Origin of the sequence: Marinomonas foliarum (assembly GCF_003337275.1) — a bacterium.
GTDB lineage: Bacteria > Pseudomonadota > Gammaproteobacteria > Pseudomonadales > Marinomonadaceae > Marinomonas > Marinomonas foliarum.
In genome coordinates, this window is sequence record NZ_QPJQ01000023.1 from 1 (window position 1) to 20,436 (window position 20,436).

Below are 20,436 nucleotides of genomic sequence, written 5' to 3' on the forward strand. Positions count from 1 at the left end.
AACAGCATCTTTGTGCTCAGGTCGCGCACGAGCTCACCGATTTCCCGATGCGATAAGTGCTAGCTAAACACCCATCAAGAAGAGATACAAGGTCGTGCCTTTAGGCCGACAAAGGTCACCCCCTTCAACCCGAAAAACAACATATGCCGACCCCAAAATATGCCCAGCACGACATAATCGAACTTGTACTTTGGTGGTATGGTTTGAAGTTAAAGGAGCGTTCGTCCACTCTTTATATTCCAACGGCACCAACTGCGATACCAAACGATCTAAACACGCCTTAATAATACTGGCATTGCGCGTCACACCCACCTTAAGTGCATCTTCAATCACCAAAGGCAACAACTCGGCACTGGGTTTAGAACAATAAATCGGCCCAGTAAACCCCGCTGCCAACAAATAAGGCAAACGCCCAACGTGATCGATATGAACATGAGTAATAACCAACGCCTGAACAGATGAAAGATCAAAGTCTATTTCTAAACTATTCGAGCTCGCCCCAGACCCAGACGTCTCCGCCCCCTGAAACAAACCACAATCCACCAACACAGACTGATCAGAATCCACAAACAACTCATGACAAGACCCCGTCACACCCTGTACAGCACCATGATGCTTAATAGATAACATACAAATCCTTATGTATCGTTTTAAAGAAGAATTAAGATTAAACTACAAACCCAGCCTATACAAAGGAAAGGGTGGCATAAATACACGACTTAAGTTTTGGTTGTGCTGCGCCAAAGTATTGCGGGTGTTGGGCAGTAGGCGATGGGGAAGTAGCCTATGTCACTGCGGATTCGCTGAGTGACGCTGTGGTGCCAGTGGGGCGAAAGTGTGTGGTTGGGTTGGTCATTTTCCAGTACACAGCAGTGTCGTGGTGCCAGAGTGAGTTCGCGCCAGGGACGCAAGCGGCGTTGTTGGTAGTGTATTTTGACTAGGTGCTTGGGTTCTATGGTGAGTAGTGGCTGCCAATGGCGTTGTTGGTAGTGTATTTTGACTAGGTGCTTGGGTTCTATGGTGAGTAGTGGCTGCCAATGGGGTTGCTTTGTTTTGGCTAGGCGTTTTGCGATATCTAGGTTTGGCCATCCAATAGATGCCACTGTATCGATGACTGCTTCAATAATGATGGGTCGATCAATGAGTGGGGTGATGAGCGCGGCGAAGCGTCTGGCTAATGCGGCTCCTCGGCTAAAGCCAATTAAGACAATGTGGCGAATCGATTGGTTATAATGGTTTTTAAAGTCATTTAAGGCGCGGTTTAGAATGTTGGCAACGTGACCGGATTCGATGGCAAAGGCAGCGTAGTAAAAACTGCGGTATGGTAAATGGTTGGATGTGGTATTTGTATGGCTTTGTAAGCGGCCACCGAGCAGTAGATGGGATTTTAATACATTAGTGATGCTGCTAATGTTGTGTTCTGGTGCGCAAGCGTCGTTTGGGCTATTGTCGGTTCCATCGAAATGAAAAAATAACGTCGACATATTTGACTCCTTGTTGTGTTGAAAACCATCTTCCTGATGGCTGATTTCCGCTTAACATGATTTTGGTTATTATAGGTTAGGTTGATATAGTTTGTGAGTGCCACTATTTTTTTGTAGGTTGAAATGTCTCTGCTTATACAGTCTATGGGACTTATTCGAGTATTCTCTTCAGTGGTGCTGGCGAGCTAACACTAAAGGCTATCAATTTTATGGTACTGGGGATGTGATAATAGAGCATAACCTTGGTGACTTAATGGTTAAAGTTGCAAATAAACAAATTTCTATTCGCAGCCCTTTTAGGCATTATTTTATTATACGTAATGGTATGTATTTATGTCTGCACGATAAACTGCTTCCGTTTGGGGCTCGACTGCATTACTTATTGCTTACCTTAGCTACCAGTATCGCTTATCCAATTTTGGCCCCATCTAATAAATGGGAGCATTTAAAAGTTAATTTTTTAGCATTGTGGCATGGTTTGATAGGCCGATTGGGCCCTAAACCTTAATTTATTTATAGAGATATAGTATGAAAATTTTAGTCACCGGTGGTGCCGGTTTTATTGGTAGTGCGGTGGTGCGCTATTTACTGAGCAGTACTCAACATAATGTTGTTAATCTAGACAAACTGACTTATGCAGGCAATTTAGAATCCATTCCTGAATCTATGCAAGACCAGCGTTACGCTTTTGAACGAGTGGATATTTGCGACGCTGTTGAGTTGGACAGGGTGTTTCAAACGCATCAGCCAGATGTAGTGATGCATTTGGCGGCTGAAAGCCACGTAGACCGTTCTATTGATGGTCCTGGTGATTTCATTCAGACCAATGTGGTGGGTACTTATACCTTGCTGGAGGCGAGCCGTAAGTATTGGATGAGTTTAACGGATGATAAAAAATCCGCGTTCCGTTTTCATCATATTTCTACCGATGAGGTATACGGTGATTTACCTCATCCAGATGAAGTAGATGGTGAGCTGCCTATGTTTACTGAAACCACGCCTTATGCGCCTAGTTCGCCTTATTCTGCCAGTAAAGCCAGTTCAGACCATTTAGTCCGTGCTTGGCTGCGTACTTATGGTTTACCTACCATTGTAACGAATTGCTCTAATAACTACGGGCCTTACCATTTCCCAGAAAAGCTCATTCCTCATGTAATTTTGAATGCCTTGTCTGGTAAAGCCTTGCCTGTGTATGGTGATGGTTCACAAATTCGTGATTGGCTGTATGTAGAAGACCATGCTCGTGCCTTGGTGAAAGTGGCAATCGAGGGCAAAGTTGGTGAAACCTACAATATTGGTGGTCATAACGAAAAACGTAATATTGATGTGGTGAAAACGATCTGTGCTTTGTTGGAGGAGCTTGTTCCAACTAAACCTAATGGCGTTGGTGCTTACCAAGATTTGATCACTTACGTAAAAGATCGTCCTGGTCATGATGTTCGTTATGCAATAGATGCTAGCAAAATGGCCAATGATCTTGGGTGGCAGCCAGAGGAAACCTTTGAGACTGGCATGCGCAAGACGGTACAATGGTATTTAGACAATCAAGATTGGTGGCAGCGTGTATTAAGCGGTGACTATCAATTACATCGTATCGGTGAGAACGGGTAAAGGTTTGGTTATGACAAAACGTAAAGGCATTATTTTAGCTGGCGGTAGTGGTACTCGTTTGCATCCGTTAACGTTGGCAACATCGAAGCAGTTGATGCCCATCTATGATAAGCCGATGATTTATTATCCTTTGTCTGTTTTGATGTTAGCAGGGATCAATGAGGTGTTGATTATTACGACTCCGGAAGACCAAGCAAGTTTTCAGCATTTGCTTGGCGATGGTAGTCAGTTTGGTGTTGAGTTGACTTACGCAGTGCAGCCAACTCCTGACGGATTGGCGCAAGCATTTCTAATCGGTGAAGACTTTATTGGCGATGACAATGTCGCGCTTGTTTTGGGAGATAACATTTTCTTCGGCCAGCACTTTTCTGAAAAATTAAAGCAAGCATCGTCTCTTGAAAAAGGGGCGACTGTGTTTGGTTATCATGTTTCTGACCCTGAACGCTTTGGTGTCGTGGCGTTTGATGAGGCAGGTAAAGCCATTAGTATTGAAGAGAAGCCTGCTAATCCAAAATCTTCTTATGCTGTGACTGGCTTGTATTTTTACGATAACGATGTGATTGAAATTGCTAAGCAAATTAAGCCTTCAGTACGTGGTGAATTAGAGATTACCGATGTGAACTTAGCGTATCTTAACCGTGGAGATTTACATGTTTCCTTACTTGGACGTGGCTTTGCTTGGCTAGATACGGGGACACATGACTCCTTGTTAGAAGCGGGTCAGTTTGTGCAAACCGTTGAGCACCGCCAAGGTTTGAAGGTTGCTTGTTTAGAAGAGATTGCTTATCGCCAGCAATGGATTGACTCTGATCAATTGCGAGCTTCTGGTGAAGCATTGAAAAAAACAGGTTATGGCCAATATTTGCTTAAAGTCGCTGATGGTTATCAATAAAAAAGCTATCTGTAAAAGGTAAGTGTGATGAATGTTATTAAAACCAATATTGATGATGTGGTTATTATTGAGCCTAAAGTATTTGGCGATGAACGAGGTTTTTTTCTAGAGACCTTTCAGGCTGAGCGCTATAAAGAGCTGGCCGGTATTGATTTGCCGTTTGTACAGGATAATCACTCTCGTTCTGGTAAAAATGTATTACGTGGTTTGCATTTTCAAAAGACTAAACCTCAGGGCAAGCTAGTGCGTGTAGTGCGTGGTGAAGTCTTTGATGTGGTGGTCGACATTCGTCAGGATTCACCCACATACGGTCTGTGGGCTGGGGTTATTTTATCGGAAGAAAACAAACGTCAATTTTGGGTTCCGCCGGGGTTGGCTCATGGTTTTGTTGTGTTGTCGGATGTTGCTGATTTCGAATACAAATGCACGGACTATTATGACCCAACTGATGAGGGTTGTTTGATGTGGAATGATCCGACTGTCGATATAGAATGGCCAGAAGGCATTGAACCGATTTTGTCGGCAAAGGATCAAGAGGGTCTGACATTGGGTGAGTTGTTGTAGATGCGAATTTTACTAACAGGTAAGAATGGTCAGCTTGGTCGATGTTTTCAAGATGTCTTAAAAGACACGAATCATGAGCTATTTGCTTATGATTCCGCAGAGTTAAATATCGCTGATGCTTCGGCTGTGGCTGCAGTTTTTCAGGAAGTAAAGCCAGATATCCTTGTAAACGCTGCCGCTTATACTGCGGTGGATAAGGCAGAAACAGACTCAGAGAATGCCTATCTAGTAAATGCAACTGGGACTGAGCTGCTTGCCAGACAAGCGGCTAATCTAGCTATTCCCTTTATCCATGTCTCTACCGATTATGTGTTTGATGGTGCGGCGGTTGAGCCGTATTTACCATCGGACGAGACTAATCCGCAAGGGGTTTATGGTGCATCCAAATTAGCTGGTGAGATTAATATTGCGGCAGCGTGCGAGAAATACATTATCCTTCGTACGGCTTGGGTGTTTAGTGAATATGGCAATAATTTTGTAAAGACCATGGTACGTTTAGCGAAAGAGCGTGATGCACTGAGTGTCGTAGCTGATCAATACGGTTGTCCTACTTATGCTGGTGACTTGGCTCAGGCAATCTTAGAAATTTGCGAACAGCATGAGCAGAACAAGCCTCTAGTTTGGGGGCTTTATCATTACTGTGGTGATATACCGACCAGTTGGCATGGCTTTGCTCGAGCTATTTTTGCTAAGTCCTATGAATTAGGTGTGATATCTAGCTGCCCGCAGCTTACAGCGATTAGTTCGGATCAGTACCCTACGCCGGCTAAGCGTCCTGAGTACTCAGTGATGTCGACGGAATCTCTTAAAAATATTTATATTGCCCCTTCAAAATGGGTGATCGCTTTAAATTTGGTTATTTCAAAATTATCATTGGGTAAGTAGATTTTTATTCTTAATACTTGGCTTACTAGTTTACTTAACCAATTGATTTTCTTTGAGTCTGTCGTTTAAGAATTATCGGAGTTTGTAGGAACGGTAACTTTAATGAACGTTCGTTATTATTTGAGGATGGTGCAGCTTACATTTGTTAGTCTTTGTAGGGCGTATATCGACTCCTCTGGGGATGCAACAATAGCGTCCCTATTTTTTTAATAAAGAATCATGCGTACTCCACTTTTTATTAACAATACTTATCAACGGTCATAACAAACTTGCGCTAGCTTTCGTATATTCGGTCTTATTATGGATAGTACTCCAGACCTTAACGGCTTTGATTCGCCGTGAACCAAACGCCTTATCGGACTAGCGGCTTCAAGAGCCGCAGACTTACTCAGGTTTCATTTGGTTTGCTTGCTAGCTAGCTGTTCATTCCGTTCAATCTATATTGCTAACTTTTTCGGTTGGTACTTTCTTTATTGACTGACTTTAAAGACCGTCATTACAGTGCGACAGGTTGACGTTATTCAAGCCCACTTTTCAGCATGGCTGTCGCCATTCTGACTAGTTTGTTGGCGACAGCTACAATGGTTTTATTAAACCCTTTCGTGCTGAGTAATTGTCTTACCCAACAACTCAAGCTGTCTGTTTTTTCTTTAACGTGAATGACCAAAGGTCGAGCTCCATTTATGATCAGTGTACGCAGATACGTATCGCCTCGTTTGGTAATCCTACCAATCGTGACTTTACCACCACTGCCGCTGTGCGCTGGCACAAGGCCGATGTTGGTACTGGCATCTCGGCCACGCCTGATGCACTCAGCCGAACCGAACTTAGCATATATCATGCTGGCTCCAAGCCAGGCAATACCGGGTAATTGAACCAGTCGTTGGCAGGCATCTATTTGCTTTGCTATTGCTTCGATCTCCTCAGTGACCTCTTTCATTAGCATGATCACATGTCTAAGTTGTTCTAACAGTCTAAATATTGCTCTGCGTGCAATAACCGTCATTTCATTTTCAGCATCTTCAAGCGCAATGGGTACTTGCTTAAGAAGCTTGTTGATGCCTAAGGCAAAATAAACGCCATACTCGCGGCCAAAACCTCGAAGTCGATTGGCAATTTGGTTGCGCTCTTTTCTTATAGCCTTCGCGGAGTTTATGTAAAGTAGCAATACCTTGCTGCTCTAATGCACGGATCTGTACGCAATGTAACTGCAGATTTTTACTGGCTTCATAAATGCTAAGAACATCATTAAAAATCTAAATGCTGTTCTGGGCATCTTGTTATCCTTTATCAGTAAAGTCTATCTTGGAAGGTTTGATAGTTTGAGTGTGTCTGGCGGATGGCGACAATATGTCAGATAGGCTTGTTTCTTAATACTCTTGTCGATTGGTATTAATTGCTTCCGATGTATGTTTTTTCTCCTTTTTATGTCCTTCTTTAATTCATTTTTATGTTTATTATGCCTCACTTTTGTTAAAGTACTGGCATTATTTTGCCATATACGAAGGATCTGTTTTGAAAATTATTCCGGTTATTTTATCTGGTGGTGTTGGTAGTCGTCTTTGGCCATTATCTCGTGAGCATTTTCCTAAGCAATGCTTGCCGCTGACGGATAAAGAATACAGTCTTCTTCAGCAGACTATGCTTCGCACTTTATCTTTGGAAGTCGCGGATCCTATTGTGGTTTGTAACGAAGATCATCGCTTTTTGATTGCGCAGCAGTTGCAGTCTATCGGTGTTGAAAAATCCAGTATTGTTCTAGAGCCTAAAGGTCGTAATACCGCACCAGCAATTGCTTTGGCGGCGTTGGAAACATTGCGAAGTCAATCTGACGATGCGCTTATGTTGGTCTTGCCTGCAGATCATGTAATTCGTGATATTGACGCCTTTGAAGCGACCATTAAGCAAGCGGTTGAATTGGCTAAGCAAGATGCTTTAGTAACCTTTGGTGTGCAGCCAACTCGTCCAGAAACGGGTTATGGTTATATTCGCTCAGGTGAGAACTTCTCTGTAGTAGAGTTTGTTGAGAAACCAAATGCAGAGACGGCCCAAGCTTATTTAGATTCTGGTGAATATCTGTGGAACAGTGGCATGTTTCTTTTTAGTGCTCAAGCTTATTTGGACGAGTTAGCATTATATCGAGCTGATATTTTTCAGGCGGTAAGTCAAGCCTATGCTCAGCGTTTGGATGATTTGGACTTTGTTCGTATCGATGCTGAACTATTTGGGCAATGTCCAGAGGAGTCGATTGATTTTGCTGTGATGGAGTCAACTAAGAAAGCGAAGGTTGTGCCTTATACCGGAGACTGGAGTGACATTGGTGCTTGGGATGCTCTATACGATTATGCTGATAAAGACGCTGACAATAATGTGCTGTTAGGCGATGTGATGTCAGAAGATTCAAGTAACTGTTTAGTCCGTTCTGAGTCGCGCCTTGTTGCTGTTGTAGGCGTAAATGATTTGGTTGTGGTTGAAACGGCTGATGCAGTGTTGGTAATGGATAAAAACAACGCCCAAGATGTCAAGAAAATAGTGAAGCGCATAAAAGCAGAGCACCGTGAAGAGCACATGTATCATACGACAGTGCATCGTCCTTGGGGTTCTTATCAAACAGTAGATTTAGGTATTCGCCATCAAGTTAAGCGAATCATGGTCAAGCCAGGTGAGAAGTTAAGTGTGCAAATGCATCATCACCGTGCCGAGCATTGGGTGGTTGTATCTGGTACCGCTAAGGTGCAAAACGGTGAGCAGGAAATATTATTGACCGAAAATGAGTCGACGTACATTCCTGTTGGTGTGGTTCATGCTTTAGAAAACCCTGGAAAAATACCGTTAGAGCTAGTGGAAGTGCAGTCTGGCAGTTATTTAGGCGAAGACGATATTGTACGTTTTAGTGATCGCTATGGTCGTTAAGAAAGTGATCGGTAAGAAAGTGTTCGTTAAGAAAGTGTTCGTTAAGTTAGGATTGATATAATGAGTACTAATACTGTACAGGTAAAACAACTTAGCGATGAGTTGGGTGTTGCCTTTGGTACCAGCGGTGTTCGTGGTTTGGTCAAGGATCTAACTCCTACCCTTTGCTTTGCTTTTGTTCGTTCTTTCCTTCAGAGAGTTTGTCCTTCTGCTTCTAGTGTCGCTATTGGCATGGACCTACGTCCAAGTAGCCCTGAGATTGCCAAAGCTTGTTTGTTGGCAGTGGAGTCTTTTGGTGTTGATGTGGTGTTTTGTGGCGCTGTACCAACACCGGCCTTGGCGTTTTATGCCATGCAAAACAATATGCCCTCGGTCATGATTACTGGTAGCCATATTCCATTTGATCGCAACGGTATTAAGTTTTATCGATCTGATGGTGAAATCAGCAAACCGGATGAAGAGGCAATTATGTCTGGCTTGGTAGATCTACCAGACTTTCTTTCAGAGCAGGCGGCTCTGTTAGTTTTACCTGTCGTTGATTATTCAGCAATTGAATATTTCAAGCAGCGCTATACCTCGTTATTTCCATCTAATATGCTAGAAGACAAACGCATTGGCGTGTATGAACACTCCAGTGTGGCACGTGATGTGATTAAAGAATTGCTGGCTCATTTTGGTGCTGAGGTTGTTTCGTTAGAACGTACAGAGACTTTTGTACCGATTGATACAGAGGCGGTATCAGAAGAAGATGTTCAGAAGGGCTTAAATTGGTCGAAAGAGTATAAACTGGACGCCATTATATCCACAGATGGTGATGGAGATCGCCCGCTTATTGCCAATGAAAAAGGTGAGTGGTTGCGCGGTGATATTCTAGGTGTGTTATGCGCAGATTATTTGCAAGCATCACACGTGGTTGCGCCTGTGAATGTCAATACAGTGTTAGAGCTGGAAGGGCAAAAACAACCGCTCGCTAGAATTAGTCTGCGTACCAAAATCGGTTCTCCTTATGTGATCGCTGGCATGGACATGTTACTTAACCAGTCGCCAGATGCCAGGCTTGTTGGTTACGAGGCAAATGGTGGTTTCTTGGTAGGGTCGGATTTTGTGGTGAATAACGAAACTCTGCATGCATTGCCGACGCGAGACTGTGTATTGCCAGCTTTGATTGTATTGGCTATGTCGTTTGAACAAGCCCGCCCAGTGAGTCAATTGACGAATGAATTTTCTAAGCGTTTTACGGCCAGTGATCGAATGAAAGACATTCCGACTGACGTTAGTCGTAAGCTGATTGCTGATATTAAGGTCAGTAAAGACGAACAGGCTGAATTATTGGCAGCGATAGCTCAGTCAGGTGAAAGGTTAGAGGTAGTTGCCATTGATGAAACCGATGGACTACGAATGACACTCAACACGAATGACATAGTGCATTTAAGACCGTCTGGTAATGCGCCAGAGTTGAGATGTTATGTAGAGAGTGATCAGCGTAACAAAGCTGACATCATGGTTTATGTTGTGCTGGATTACGTAAAAAAAACTCCATCAGCTCAACTCAGTCACATTAATAAACTGAGAAGTCAATGAAAGAAGATTTAGGTACTATTTGGCAATACCGTGGTTTTATGTGGGCTAGTGTGAAGCGAGACTTTCAAACTCGTTATCAATCAAGCTTGCTAGGAATTGCTTGGCTAGTGATACAGCCTTTGGCAATGATACTAGTATACACTCTTATTTTTTCAAAGGTAATGCAAGCTAAAATACCTGGAAATGACAGTGGTTTCGCATACAGTATTTATCTATGCTCGGGCCTTCTTGCTTGGGGCTTTTTTGCAGAGCAACTTAATAGAACCAAAAGTACATTTATTGAAAATGCAAACTTAATGAAGAAAGTGACTTTCCCTAAGTTTTGTCTTCCAATCATCGTAGCAATTACCGCTTTAATTAATTTTTTTATTATTTATAGCCTCTTTACTGTGTTTTTGGTTTTAAGTGGAAACTTCCCAGGTATAAGCTTTTTAGCAATATTTCCTATTCTATTTATTCAGTTGTTGTTTACTCTTGGTTTAGGTGTTGCCCTTGGTGTGCTTAACGTTTTCTTCAGAGATGTTGGCCAATTAGTCGACGTAGCGTTACAGTTTCTTTTTTGGGGGACGCCGATAGTTTACACCATCGCAATCATACCTGAATGGGCACATTTCTATATTTTCTTGAATCCCATGGTGCATTTCATTGAGGCATATCAAAATATTATGCTTACTCAATCATTGCCGACTTTGAATGACAGTATTCAGCTTTGTGCTCTAGCTATTACATCACTTGTGATTGGGCTTTATTTGTTTAAAAAGCATTCAGGCGATATGGTGGATGAACTCTAATGGGCAGTATCACAGTTAAGAATGTAGGCAAAGCCTATAAACAGTACCCTAGAAAGCTATCAAAAGTAATCGAATGGTTTTTTCCATTTTTAGGCAAGCGTCATACTCTAAAGTGGGTATTAAAAGACATTAGCTTCGATATTAAACCTGGCGAGGCCGTAGGCATTGTGGGTATTAATGGTGCTGGGAAAAGTACTTTATTAAAAATGATTACGGGTACTAGCCAACCTACGACTGGCTCAATTGAAATGCAAGGCCGAGTAGCGGCATTACTTGAGCTAGGAATGGGGTTTCATCCAGAGTTTACGGGTCGTGAAAATGCTTATATGTCAGGTCAGTTACTCGGCATTACTAAACAAGAAATGGACCGATTGCTTCCTAGTATCGAAGAGTTTGCTGAAATAGGTGACTATATTGACATGCCAGTGCGCGTCTTCTCAAGTGGTATGCAGGTAAGGTTAGCATTTTCAGTTGCTACAGCCATACGTCCAGATATACTGATCGTTGATGAAGCGCTGTCTGTTGGTGATGTATATTTTCAACACAAGAGTTTAGAAAGAATAAAGGTATACTGTAAGCAAGGAACAACTTTATTATTTGTGTCTCATGATACAAGTGCTGTTATGGCAATATGTAATACTGCTATTCTGTTAGAAGATGGCGGCATCATTAAAATAGGTGAACCTAAAATGGTGATGGATTATTATAATGCGAAGTTAAGCCCAGCGGAGGGGCTTAATATTAAACAGATACAAGACAGTTCAGGTGAAACACAAACAATCTCAGGATCTGGAGAAGCTTCTATCAGATCTATTGTTCTTAAAAATAGTAAAAATGAAAATATACAAATAGTAGGAGTGGGAGAGATAGTAACTCTTTGCATATCTCTTTCGGTCAGCTTTGATATAGATGGGCTTGCTGTAGGTTACATGATTAAGGATAGATTAGGGCAAGTAGCCTTTGGAGAAACTTCTGTAGATAAAGGTATTGATTTGGGCCCTAAAAGAAAAAACGATACTGCTACACTTAATTTCACTATGCCAATGAATCTTGGTGTTGGTCATTATTCAATATCGACGGCGCTTGCACGTACCGGAACTCATCAGAATGGTAATTATGAATGGAGAGATCGGTGTTTAACTTTCCAGGTGCAAAATAGCAATAGAGAAAAATTCATCGGTGGCTCATGGTTACAAAGTAAATTGGAAGCTTTTAATGATTAGAAAAATTTTTGAATATTTTTTTTCAAAATTTATAAGATTTTTGATTGGAACTTCTATATCAAGAGATTTGATATCATCTTTAGTGTCAGATGAATATAAGAGGCTAAATTTGCATACTTATAAAATATGGGGCAAAGAAGACCGTCTGATTTTAGGGAATAATGTACATCTTAATAATGCCATGATTAATACAGTGTCAGGCTCTATATATATTGGTGATAATACTTTTTTAGGGCATGGAGTTTCATTGCTCACTGGTACACATGACTATAGAAAAACTGGTTTGGAGAGGCAATCAGAAGTTCCTATAGATGGAAGAGATATTATAATAGGAAAAGGTGTATGGATTGCATCAAATGCTTTAATAATTGGGCCTTGCGAAATACGCGACAATAGTGTGATAGCAGCAAATAGCGTTATTACTGGTGTAATAGAAGAGGGTTGTGTGGTATCTACAATCAATGAAATAAAGAAAAAAAAGATAAGATTTAATTGATGCTAAGAAAGCAATACTTATTATTGAGTCTTTATGTTGAATGGGACGTTATATGAATAACCAATTTTATCGTGAGTTTGAAGACGTTTTTAGAGGTGGTAGTGACGTAATTCAAAATAGATTACAGCAGTACCTTCCGATAGTGAATTATGTAAAAGAAAGTTTTTTATCACCATATGCTTTAGATCTTGGTTGTGGTCGAGGTGAGTGGCTAACTTTTTGTAAAAACAACGATATTAGTGCTAAAGGTATTGATTTAGATGAGGCTATGCTTAAAGAGTGTTTGGAAGCAGGTTTCGATGTAGAGGTAGTTGATGCATTGGCTTATCTGAAATGTTTAGATAGTGAAAGTGTTACTTTAATTAGCTCATTTCATATGATTGAGCATTTGCCCTTTGAATCTACCTATGAACTTATCGAAGAAGCTTATCGCGTTTTGCAGCCTGGTGGTGTAATACTATTAGAAACGCCAAATAGTGAAAATATTATTGTTGGAACTAATAATTTTTACATAGACCCCACACATATTAAACCTATTCCGAATCAATTGCTTTCGTTTGTTATGGATTATTTAGGTTTTAAAAATAAAAAAGTTCTTAGAGTGAATGGGAGTAACTTAAGTTCCGATAGCTTATTAAATATAATACAAAATGTAAGCCCTGATTATTCTGTATTGGGTATTAAAAATGGAAAGAACATAGAAAAATTTAATGAGATTTACTTAAATGGAATTGGTTCATCTTTTTTTGATGTGGTATCAGAATATGATCTACTTCATAAGAAAGACATTGATATAATAAAAAATGAAGTGCAGTTTTTAAAAAATGAAATAGCCAGATTAGAATTTGAGGTGAATAAAAGTATTTTCGATCATACTAAAAATAAACTAAAATTCATTATAAAAAAAATATTGTCATATTCACCCAGTTTAGATGCAAAAGCTAGAAGTGTGTATAGCAGATATAATGGTAAGATGAATGATAAAGTGCCTATGAGTTCTGTTGCAAAAAAAATATATAAGAAGTTGAAAAAATGAAGTTTAAAGTTCTAGTTGATCTTCAATCCTGTCAAAGTCCTAGTAGAATTAGAGGTATCGGAAGATATTCTCTTGATCTATTTAATGGATTAATTGAAAATGAAAATAGTAATATTGATTTCCATCTTTTATTAAATGCTGATTTTCAAAGTGAAACTTTAGAATTAATGGCTATTTTTGAAAAAAAAATAGGCTGTTCTAATGTTCATACCCTAAATTGTGGTTTACACACGCCTGTACTTGAAGGTAATGATTATTTATATGAAGGTGCTGCATTAATTAGAGAGGAGTTCATAAAAAATCTTGATCCAGATTTATTTATCATCACAAGTTTTTTTGAGGGTATTGGGGATATGGCATTAACTTCTATACCTCACATACGTGGTCAAGTCGGTGTTATTTTGTATGATCTTATTCCTTTATTAAATCAAAAAGAATATTTAATAAATCCATATGTCAAGAAATGGTACTACAAAAAAATAAAATCATTGCAAGATGATGTCGACATTTTATTTGCCATTTCGGAAGCCTCTAGATTAGAAGCGATAGCGCACCTAAATATCGATGAGTCCAAAATAATTACAATTTCTTCAGCTGTATCACCTGTCTTCCAAAGTGACAGAGCTAGATCAGCTGTTTCTAGAGAAAGAGTGCCAGATGCTGATTATATTTTGTACACCGCAAACTTGGACCCAAGAAAAAACTTAAAAGGCATGTTTGAATCTTTTAGCCTTTTGAAGAAGAAACTAAAATCTTCAATTAAATTGGTTATTGTTTCTCAAGTTGATGATACAAAAATGTTTGAAATGGTATCTTTAGCTAGAAGGTCTGGATTAATAGAAAGTGATTTTATATTAACTGGTTATATCAGCGATGAAGAGTTAGTTGATTTATATAGTCGGTGTAAGCTATTTGTTTTTCCATCATTACATGAAGGTTTCGGATTGCCTTGCCTAGAAGCTATGTGTTGCGATGCTGCTGTTATTGGATCTAATATAACAAGTATTCCAGAAGTGATTAATTTTGATGAGGCATTATTTGACCCTAATGATCCTAATGATATTGCTACGTCTATGTTTAAAGCTTTAACTGATGAGTTTTTTTACAAACGTTTAAAGCAAAATGCAAAAATACAGAGAACTCAGTTTTCATGGGATAAAACATGTGCTAGAGTAATAAAATATATAGAAACATTAACTCCTTTTGGAGATAGTCAAGTAAAAAGATTCAATCTAAGCGATGATCTTTTAAAACGTTTTAAGTCAGCTTCAGTTAACTATAATGATTTTGATTATATTAAATCTGCAAAATTAATAGAACTATTATATCCAAAAAAAGAACCTAATATTTTCATTGATGTAACGGCTATTGTTGAGCATGATGCCAAAACTGGAATTCAGAGAGTTGTTCGTTCAATTATTAATAATATCCCTAAAAATCATCGAAGCAAAGTAAAGCTAATTAAACTGGTGGGTAAAGGATGGTATGAGTATGCAACGGAATATTATAACAATACTATTGATAAAATGGATGATGTTGGGGTTGTCACTCCACTAAAAGGAGATATATTTTTAGGATTAGACTTAATTGCTGATAAGGCAGAATGTGCCAAAAAAATATATTTAGAATGGCGCGCTCGAGGCGTTAATATTTCAATAGTAGTATATGATATCTTGCCGGTTTTAATGCCTAACTTTTTTCACGAAGGTATAAGTCATGTATTTCCTGAATGGTTGAATATGGTTACAGAATGTGCCGATAATGTTTTATGTATTTCTGGGGCTGTTGCTGAAGATTACATTAAATATAAAGAAAATAAAGACTCCAGTGTTTATAGAAAACTTGAACAGAAAATTGATTATTTTCATTTAGGTGCTGATTTTGAACAAGTAGAACGTGTTTTTGTTGAAAGTTTTAACGGTTTGGAACTTTCTAAAACATTCTTAATGGTTGGGACTATTGAGCCAAGGAAAGGACATCTCCAGGTACTTGATGCATTCGAAGAGTTTTTGAAATATAAAACTGAATATAATTTAATTATTGTAGGTAAGGCTGGCTGGAATTCTGATGAGCTAATCAAAAGACTTAAATATCTTAATTCTAAATCAGGTAAGATTTTTTGGCTAAATAATGTTGCTGATGATCAATTGAATATATTGTATCAGAACTCACTAGCTTTAATTGCCGCATCCTATGGTGAAGGCTTTGGGTTACCTTTAATCGAGGCTGCGCAGTATGGCTTACCTATTATTGCTAGAGATTTACCCGTTTTTAAAGAAGTTGCAGGTGATAATGCCTACTATTTTAATTCGAAAATAAGCTTTAAACGTTTGGCTGAAGAAATTCTAAACTGGACTGATTTATATGATAGCAATGAACATATAAAATCATCAGGCATAGAATATATTTCTTGGGAAAATAGTGCTAATCGATTGTTTTCATGTGCTGTTCGGTCTTGCTCTCATTAATAGTTTTAAAATGGAAATATAATGTGTTTATTTTTTTGAGATATTTAATTTTTAATAGGTTGTTTCTGTCTTCTATTTCCATTTTAATTTTGTACTCTATATCTGAATTGGTGACATATAAAATTAAAGTATATGGCGAACCCTCTGGTACACTAAAAACCATAGAAAAATCGATAGTTTTTAAGGGGATATCGTTGTCATATGTTTTAAGTGATGGTTTTGATATTGTTGAAACCTGGGGCGTTTGGTCAAATAGTAGTGATAGTTCTTTAAAAACCCCATATTTAAAAGATGATTTATATGAAATCAAGATTGATGGCAGTGTTCTGCAAGAAAGTCAACTTTCTAAAGCGCAGGCTTTTTTTTATGTAAATAATGTATTTATAGGAAAAACATTTTTTAATTTCGACGATGGTTTTTTTAAATATAAGTTTCAAGAAAATATAGAAGGCATTTTGGTTATTAAAATTCAAGGTGCTAAAGGTCTGTCGCCAAAAGAGCTCAATATGAATGATGACGAAAGAGTATTGTATTACGGGATAAGAGAATTTGAAATATCGAGGAGTTAATGTTTCTATTGATAATTTTTTGAGCGATATCGATAAATATGAGCCTTGTAAAAGTGTATATTTATTTGATGTTTTCCGTGGTGGTTTTTATTATACTACAAGCATGAGAGCTTAATAATCTTGAGAAGTTAATAATAGCGATATTTTAGTTTAGATATAATATCATCTAAAGTCACTCCTGTATTATTTATTTAAATCTCATAACTTGAATCATACATAAAATAGAATTTCAGATAATTACTTTTTTAGTCGTATTTGTTAATAAAGCCACAGTCTGTCTTTAAAAAGCTAAAATTTTTTTTGTAACAATCGCACGAAATAAAAATATTAAAACCAAAATCAATTCGATATTAAGAGTAATGAGAATAGCGTTTTTATGTTTTAAATAATGAAAATGTTTGGAATTAATAAAATTTAATACGGAGTATGTTAAAATGTTCACTTTTGAAGAAGCTCAGAGTTTGAAAATTGAAGATATCTATGATCTATATAGAGAATTTTCTAATAAAAAGTTACCAGATGTTTATAAAAAGTTTAAGTTTGGCCAAGAAGTTATAACTAAGGCTCAAGGTTCTTTTTTAGAGACAGATTCAGGGAAAAAAATATTTGATTTTACTGGTGGACTTGGTGTTGCCAATTATGGTCATAATCATCCACGAATACTAGAAGTTAGAAGAAAGTTTTCGGAAACGATGAGACCTGAAATTCATAAAAGCTATTTCAATCCATTTTTAGCTGCTGCTTCAAAAAACTTGGCTGATGTTGTTGGGCATGGATTAAATTATAGTTTTTTCTGTAATAGTGGCGCAGAGTCTGTCGATGGCGCGTTGAAAATCACATATAAGCGTCACAAAGGTAAAAGAAAAATAGTTTTACATTCTAATCGATCATTTCATGGAAAAACTTTAGGTGCTGGTTCTATTAGTGCCGGCGATAATTTTGTAGGAGGGAAAGGCCGCTTTTTCTTTCAAAGAATTCCAGGTACTATGGAATATGATTTTAATAATATAGATTCTATAAAATCAATTTTAGAAAGTGCGGGTGCCGAGAATGTGTATGCAATATTTGTTGAGCCTTTTAGTTGTTCAACCTTAACTGAAAATTCGTCTGCGTACTTGAAAGAGCTAAGAGAAATATGTGATAAGCATAAAATATCTTTAGTATTTGATGAAATTTATAGTGGTTTTGGTAAGTGTGGTTATGATTTTTACTTTCATAAATATGGAGTGGCTCCTGATGTTTTATGTGTTTCAAAGGCGTTAGGAGGGGGAAAAGCGAGTACTAGCGCTTATTTAACTAAAGAGTCAGTGTTTGAAGAGGCGTACGGAAGTATATCCGGTGCATTGACGCACTCTACAACTTACAATAGCTTCGGTGAAGAATGTGCAACAGTTTTAGAGAGCTGTAATGTTTTAGTTGAAGAAAAAGTATCTGATAATGCTAAAAATATAGAAAAATTACTAATAAGCGTTTTTGATTCTTGGAAAGAAGATGCAGCTAATCCTGTGACTGATTTTCGTGGTCAGGGTTCTCACTTTGGAGTCATTCTTCGAAATCCATTTGAATTATTACAACCCTTAGCAGAGATCTTGCCTGTTGATTTTACATCAGATCCTTTGTTTACTAAAAAACTTTACACAACTGCAATTGCCAATGCGTTATGGGAAGATGCAAACTGCTTATGTGCTTTTACTAGTAATCAAGAAGTTATTTTAAATTTTTCTCCATCACCATTAGCGAATATTGAGGATGTTAAAGATAGTTTGCTTAAAGCAGAATCTGTAATTAAGAAAAATCCATTGGAGTTGGTTGTTCGTGTAGTGAAGAATGGAATGGCTAAACTATGAGTGGTTTGTATGTAGTTATACCTGCTTATAATGAGGATATTGCACTCGAGAAAACCGTTCTCGATGTTTTGAAAAATAAATGTGTTTCGAAGGTTGTTATTGTTGATAACAATTCGACAGATAAAACCAATAGTATTGGTCGACGTCTTGCCAAAGAAAATGAACGGGTTATATTTCATTTTGAAGGTAGGCAAGGTAAAGGCCATGCTTTTAAATCCGGTTTAGAGCTATCCTCAGAGGCTGATTATGTGGGTATTATTGATGCTGATGATACTTACCCAGCTATAGAATTTGATTATTTGTATAGTGAGCTTATTGCTAATAATATAGACATGATTGTCGGTAATCGGTTAGCTAATAATGCTTATTCTGAGAGTAATACACGTTTTGGTCATGTAATTGGTAATAAGGTTTTAAGTAAGTTAATAAAACTCATTAGCTCTGTTGAAATAGAAGACGCACTTAGCGGTTTCAGGATTTTTTCAAAACGCTACATAAAAAGTTTTAAATCAATATCTGATGGGTTTCAGCTTGAAACAGAGTTTTCAGTACATTGTGGCCAAAATGGTTTTTCTTATGCTGAAAGAGAAGTTCATTATGCCGAGCGAGATGAAACCAATCCGAGTAAATTATCTACATTTAGAGATGGATTCAAAATTTTAAGGTTTGCACTTACTAATACAGCATTTACGTTTACTTCTAAGATAGGTATATTTAGTGGTTTTTTATCGCTGCTTTTAGGTATATTATTTGGTCTTAATTTAGTTTTCGAATATGTTAATCAAGGAGAAGTTAATTCAGTTGCACTCGCGGTAGTTGTATCGATTTTTATATCTACAGGAATACAGCTGTTATTAACAGGTATAGTTGAAAGTCGTTTACGTCGCATAGAAAAAAATATAATGAGGCGATAGATTGTGACAATCTATGATGAGGTTATTATAGGCTCCGGCCCATCTTCTTATGGTTATTTAAGTGGTCTTAAAAATAAGAAAAAAAGACTACTTATAACATCGGTTGGTATTGAACTTAATCACAAGTTTTCAATAAAACATGTGAAATTAAGTAATGGGAATTTTTCACATGTTTTATTGAGTGATGATGAGTTCCCAATAACCAGCTCATTTGGTGGATTGAGTAATTGTTGGGGAGGTGTTTTGGTTAATGGAGGCTATGAAGATTATATTTCAATGTATTCAACTGTTAATCATGTTTCACGAGAAATATATGATGAAACAGTTGAAGTTCTAATTAACAAATTAAAAAAACGTCATAAAATACATCAAATTAATCTTGATAATAAAACTGTTTATGTAATGGATTCCGATTTTCTTCATGGTTGGGAGAACTCACAGCTTTCATTGCATGAGGATATCTCTGAATTACTTGACTTAAAATCAGTTGATTTACTTAAGGGTTATAATGTTACCTCTCTCAAAGAAATAGAAGAAGGTGTAGAGCTAGATATTGATGGAAAAGAAAAGATAATAACTAAAAAAGTAGTCTTAGCATGTGGAGTCCCTGGAAATAAGAAGTTATTGGAGAGTAATGATGTTATTATTGATCATACACCATATCAAACAGCGTTTATAAGCAAAATAAATAATTTTGACCAATTAAAAATTGATACATATGGCTCTCCAATTAAAAATATTCTAAGAATTAATGGGAACTATATTTCAGTTTATGATCCATCTTTTATTTCAGATTTTGGTGTGAAAAAAATTTCTGGAGTGTTTGGTTTATTGGCCAAAAAAGTAAATATCTTAGGCTATAAAATATATTTTGGTCAAGTTTGGAATGAAAATACATATAGCGATGATCGAAATGGTCTATATCAAAGAGGTTTAGATAGATTTTCAGTTCTAAAATCTTTTTTTACTAAACGTTTTTTCTTATTATATATGAAAAAAACAAAAAAAGGGGAAGGGTTCCATTATCAAATAAAGCTTAATTCGCATAAAAATATAATATTATTAGGTGGTAGTAACGCGAATATATTACCCGTGTATCATCCATCTTTCATGTTTATTGTTAACGCAATGATAGAAGCAAAGTACAATGATTAGATCTAAT

At 37.6% G+C, this 20,436-nt stretch carries 18 protein-coding genes; 15 read left to right on the top strand and 3 right to left on the bottom strand.

Translation table 11 applies throughout. The features are described 5' to 3' along the window. Positions 1–63: 63 nt before the first annotated feature. Positions 64–630 carry an MBL fold metallo-hydrolase gene (locus DFP77_RS12140; RefSeq protein ID WP_258861157.1) on the bottom strand — a complete coding sequence of 189 codons (567 nt, stop codon included), beginning with the start codon at positions 628–630 and terminating at the stop codon, positions 64–66. Positions 631–719: 89 nt separating this feature from the next. Beyond that, the gene (locus DFP77_RS12145; RefSeq protein WP_114412551.1) at positions 720–1,484 is read right to left on the bottom strand and encodes a DUF2235 domain-containing protein; all 765 of its coding nucleotides are present in this window, start codon (positions 1,482–1,484) and stop codon (positions 720–722) included. A 528-nt stretch (positions 1,485–2,012) separates the two neighbouring features. Between DFP77_RS12145 and rfbB the strand changes: the two genes are divergently transcribed. The 4 genes from rfbB to rfbD are packed head-to-tail and all read left to right on the top strand — an operon-like array spanning position 2,013 to position 5,436. Next, a complete protein-coding gene (gene rfbB, locus DFP77_RS12155; RefSeq protein WP_114412553.1) occupies positions 2,013–3,095 on the top strand; it encodes a dTDP-glucose 4,6-dehydratase in 1,083 nt (360 codons plus the stop codon). A 10-nt stretch (positions 3,096–3,105) separates the two neighbouring features. Next, complete coding sequence (gene rfbA, locus DFP77_RS12160) at positions 3,106–3,987, top strand: glucose-1-phosphate thymidylyltransferase RfbA (protein WP_114412554.1); 882 nt, start codon at positions 3,106–3,108, stop codon at positions 3,985–3,987. 27 nt (positions 3,988–4,014) lie between these two features. Further along, positions 4,015–4,551: a dTDP-4-dehydrorhamnose 3,5-epimerase gene (gene rfbC, locus DFP77_RS12165; protein WP_114412555.1), complete on the top strand. Its 537-nt coding sequence runs from the start codon at positions 4,015–4,017 to the stop codon at positions 4,549–4,551. Beyond that, positions 4,552–5,436, top strand: a complete 885-nt coding sequence (rfbD, locus tag DFP77_RS12170; protein WP_114412556.1) for a dTDP-4-dehydrorhamnose reductase — start codon at positions 4,552–4,554, stop codon at positions 5,434–5,436. Between the two features lie 517 nt (positions 5,437–5,953). On the opposite strand, the gene DFP77_RS12175 is transcribed toward rfbD, so the two are convergent. Further along, complete coding sequence (locus DFP77_RS12175; RefSeq protein ID WP_114412557.1) at positions 5,954–6,604, bottom strand: transposase; 651 nt, start codon at positions 6,602–6,604, stop codon at positions 5,954–5,956. Between the two features lie 347 nt (positions 6,605–6,951). Between DFP77_RS12175 and DFP77_RS12180 the strand changes: the two genes are divergently transcribed. From DFP77_RS12180 to DFP77_RS12230, 11 genes are all read left to right on the top strand, one after another. Further along, positions 6,952–8,349 carry a mannose-1-phosphate guanylyltransferase/mannose-6-phosphate isomerase gene (locus DFP77_RS12180; protein WP_114412558.1) on the top strand — a complete coding sequence of 466 codons (1,398 nt, stop codon included), beginning with the start codon at positions 6,952–6,954 and terminating at the stop codon, positions 8,347–8,349. A gap of 60 nt (positions 8,350–8,409) precedes the next feature. Continuing rightward, the gene (locus DFP77_RS12185) at positions 8,410–9,930 is read left to right on the top strand and encodes a phosphomannomutase (RefSeq protein WP_114412559.1); all 1,521 of its coding nucleotides are present in this window, start codon (positions 8,410–8,412) and stop codon (positions 9,928–9,930) included. Continuing rightward, entirely contained in the window at positions 9,927–10,721 is a 795-nt protein-coding gene (locus DFP77_RS12190) for an ABC transporter permease (protein ID WP_114412560.1), read from the top strand. The genes DFP77_RS12185 and DFP77_RS12190 overlap by 4 nt, the downstream gene beginning before the upstream one ends. Then, positions 10,721–11,944, top strand: coding sequence for an ABC transporter ATP-binding protein (locus tag DFP77_RS12195; protein WP_114412561.1), 1,224 nt, complete (start codon positions 10,721–10,723; stop codon positions 11,942–11,944). The genes DFP77_RS12190 and DFP77_RS12195 overlap by 1 nt, the downstream gene beginning before the upstream one ends. Continuing rightward, the gene (locus DFP77_RS12200) at positions 11,937–12,440 is read left to right on the top strand and encodes an acyltransferase (protein WP_114412562.1); all 504 of its coding nucleotides are present in this window, start codon (positions 11,937–11,939) and stop codon (positions 12,438–12,440) included. Before DFP77_RS12195 ends, DFP77_RS12200 begins: the two co-directional genes overlap by 8 nt. A 52-nt stretch (positions 12,441–12,492) precedes the next feature. Beyond that, the gene (locus DFP77_RS12205) at positions 12,493–13,476 is read left to right on the top strand and encodes a class I SAM-dependent methyltransferase (protein WP_181858549.1); all 984 of its coding nucleotides are present in this window, start codon (positions 12,493–12,495) and stop codon (positions 13,474–13,476) included. Then, positions 13,473–15,944 carry a glycosyltransferase family 4 protein gene (locus DFP77_RS12210; RefSeq protein ID WP_114412564.1) on the top strand — a complete coding sequence of 824 codons (2,472 nt, stop codon included), beginning with the start codon at positions 13,473–13,475 and terminating at the stop codon, positions 15,942–15,944. Before DFP77_RS12205 ends, DFP77_RS12210 begins: the two co-directional genes overlap by 4 nt. 194 nt (positions 15,945–16,138) lie before the next feature. Further along, entirely contained in the window at positions 16,139–16,513 is a 375-nt protein-coding gene (locus tag DFP77_RS12215) for a hypothetical protein (protein ID WP_147270557.1), read from the top strand. A 434-nt stretch (positions 16,514–16,947) separates the two neighbouring features. Then, a complete protein-coding gene (locus tag DFP77_RS12220) occupies positions 16,948–18,360 on the top strand; it encodes an aspartate aminotransferase family protein (protein ID WP_114412566.1) in 1,413 nt (470 codons plus the stop codon). Further along, positions 18,357–19,274: a glycosyltransferase family 2 protein gene (locus DFP77_RS12225; protein WP_114412567.1), complete on the top strand. Its 918-nt coding sequence runs from the start codon at positions 18,357–18,359 to the stop codon at positions 19,272–19,274. The genes DFP77_RS12220 and DFP77_RS12225 overlap by 4 nt, the downstream gene beginning before the upstream one ends. A gap of 3 nt (positions 19,275–19,277) precedes the next feature. Then, positions 19,278–20,429, top strand: coding sequence for a hypothetical protein (locus tag DFP77_RS12230; RefSeq protein WP_114412568.1), 1,152 nt, complete (start codon positions 19,278–19,280; stop codon positions 20,427–20,429). The last annotated feature ends 7 nt before the right edge of the window (positions 20,430–20,436 follow it).

Excerpts from the sequence above, each read along its gene's own strand:
- DFP77_RS12140 (WP_258861157.1), bottom strand. The coding sequence starts at position 630 with ATGTTATCTATTAAGCATCATGGTGCTGTACAGGGTGTGACGGGGTCT.
- DFP77_RS12145 (WP_114412551.1), bottom strand. The coding sequence starts at position 1,484 with ATGTCGACGTTATTTTTTCATTTCGATGGAACCGACAATAGCCCAAAC.
- rfbB (WP_114412553.1), top strand. The coding sequence starts at position 2,013 with ATGAAAATTTTAGTCACCGGTGGTGCCGGTTTTATTGGTAGTGCGGTG.
- rfbA (WP_114412554.1), top strand. The coding sequence starts at position 3,106 with ATGACAAAACGTAAAGGCATTATTTTAGCTGGCGGTAGTGGTACTCGT.
- rfbC (WP_114412555.1), top strand. The coding sequence starts at position 4,015 with ATGAATGTTATTAAAACCAATATTGATGATGTGGTTATTATTGAGCCT.
- rfbD (WP_114412556.1), top strand. The coding sequence starts at position 4,552 with ATGCGAATTTTACTAACAGGTAAGAATGGTCAGCTTGGTCGATGTTTT.
- DFP77_RS12185 (WP_114412559.1), top strand. The coding sequence starts at position 8,410 with ATGAGTACTAATACTGTACAGGTAAAACAACTTAGCGATGAGTTGGGT.
- DFP77_RS12190 (WP_114412560.1), top strand. The coding sequence starts at position 9,927 with ATGAAAGAAGATTTAGGTACTATTTGGCAATACCGTGGTTTTATGTGG.
- DFP77_RS12195 (WP_114412561.1), top strand. The coding sequence starts at position 10,721 with ATGGGCAGTATCACAGTTAAGAATGTAGGCAAAGCCTATAAACAGTAC.
- DFP77_RS12200 (WP_114412562.1), top strand. The coding sequence starts at position 11,937 with ATGATTAGAAAAATTTTTGAATATTTTTTTTCAAAATTTATAAGATTT.
- DFP77_RS12205 (WP_181858549.1), top strand. The coding sequence starts at position 12,493 with ATGAATAACCAATTTTATCGTGAGTTTGAAGACGTTTTTAGAGGTGGT.
- DFP77_RS12210 (WP_114412564.1), top strand. The coding sequence starts at position 13,473 with ATGAAGTTTAAAGTTCTAGTTGATCTTCAATCCTGTCAAAGTCCTAGT.
- DFP77_RS12220 (WP_114412566.1), top strand. The coding sequence starts at position 16,948 with ATGTTCACTTTTGAAGAAGCTCAGAGTTTGAAAATTGAAGATATCTAT.
- DFP77_RS12225 (WP_114412567.1), top strand. The coding sequence starts at position 18,357 with ATGAGTGGTTTGTATGTAGTTATACCTGCTTATAATGAGGATATTGCA.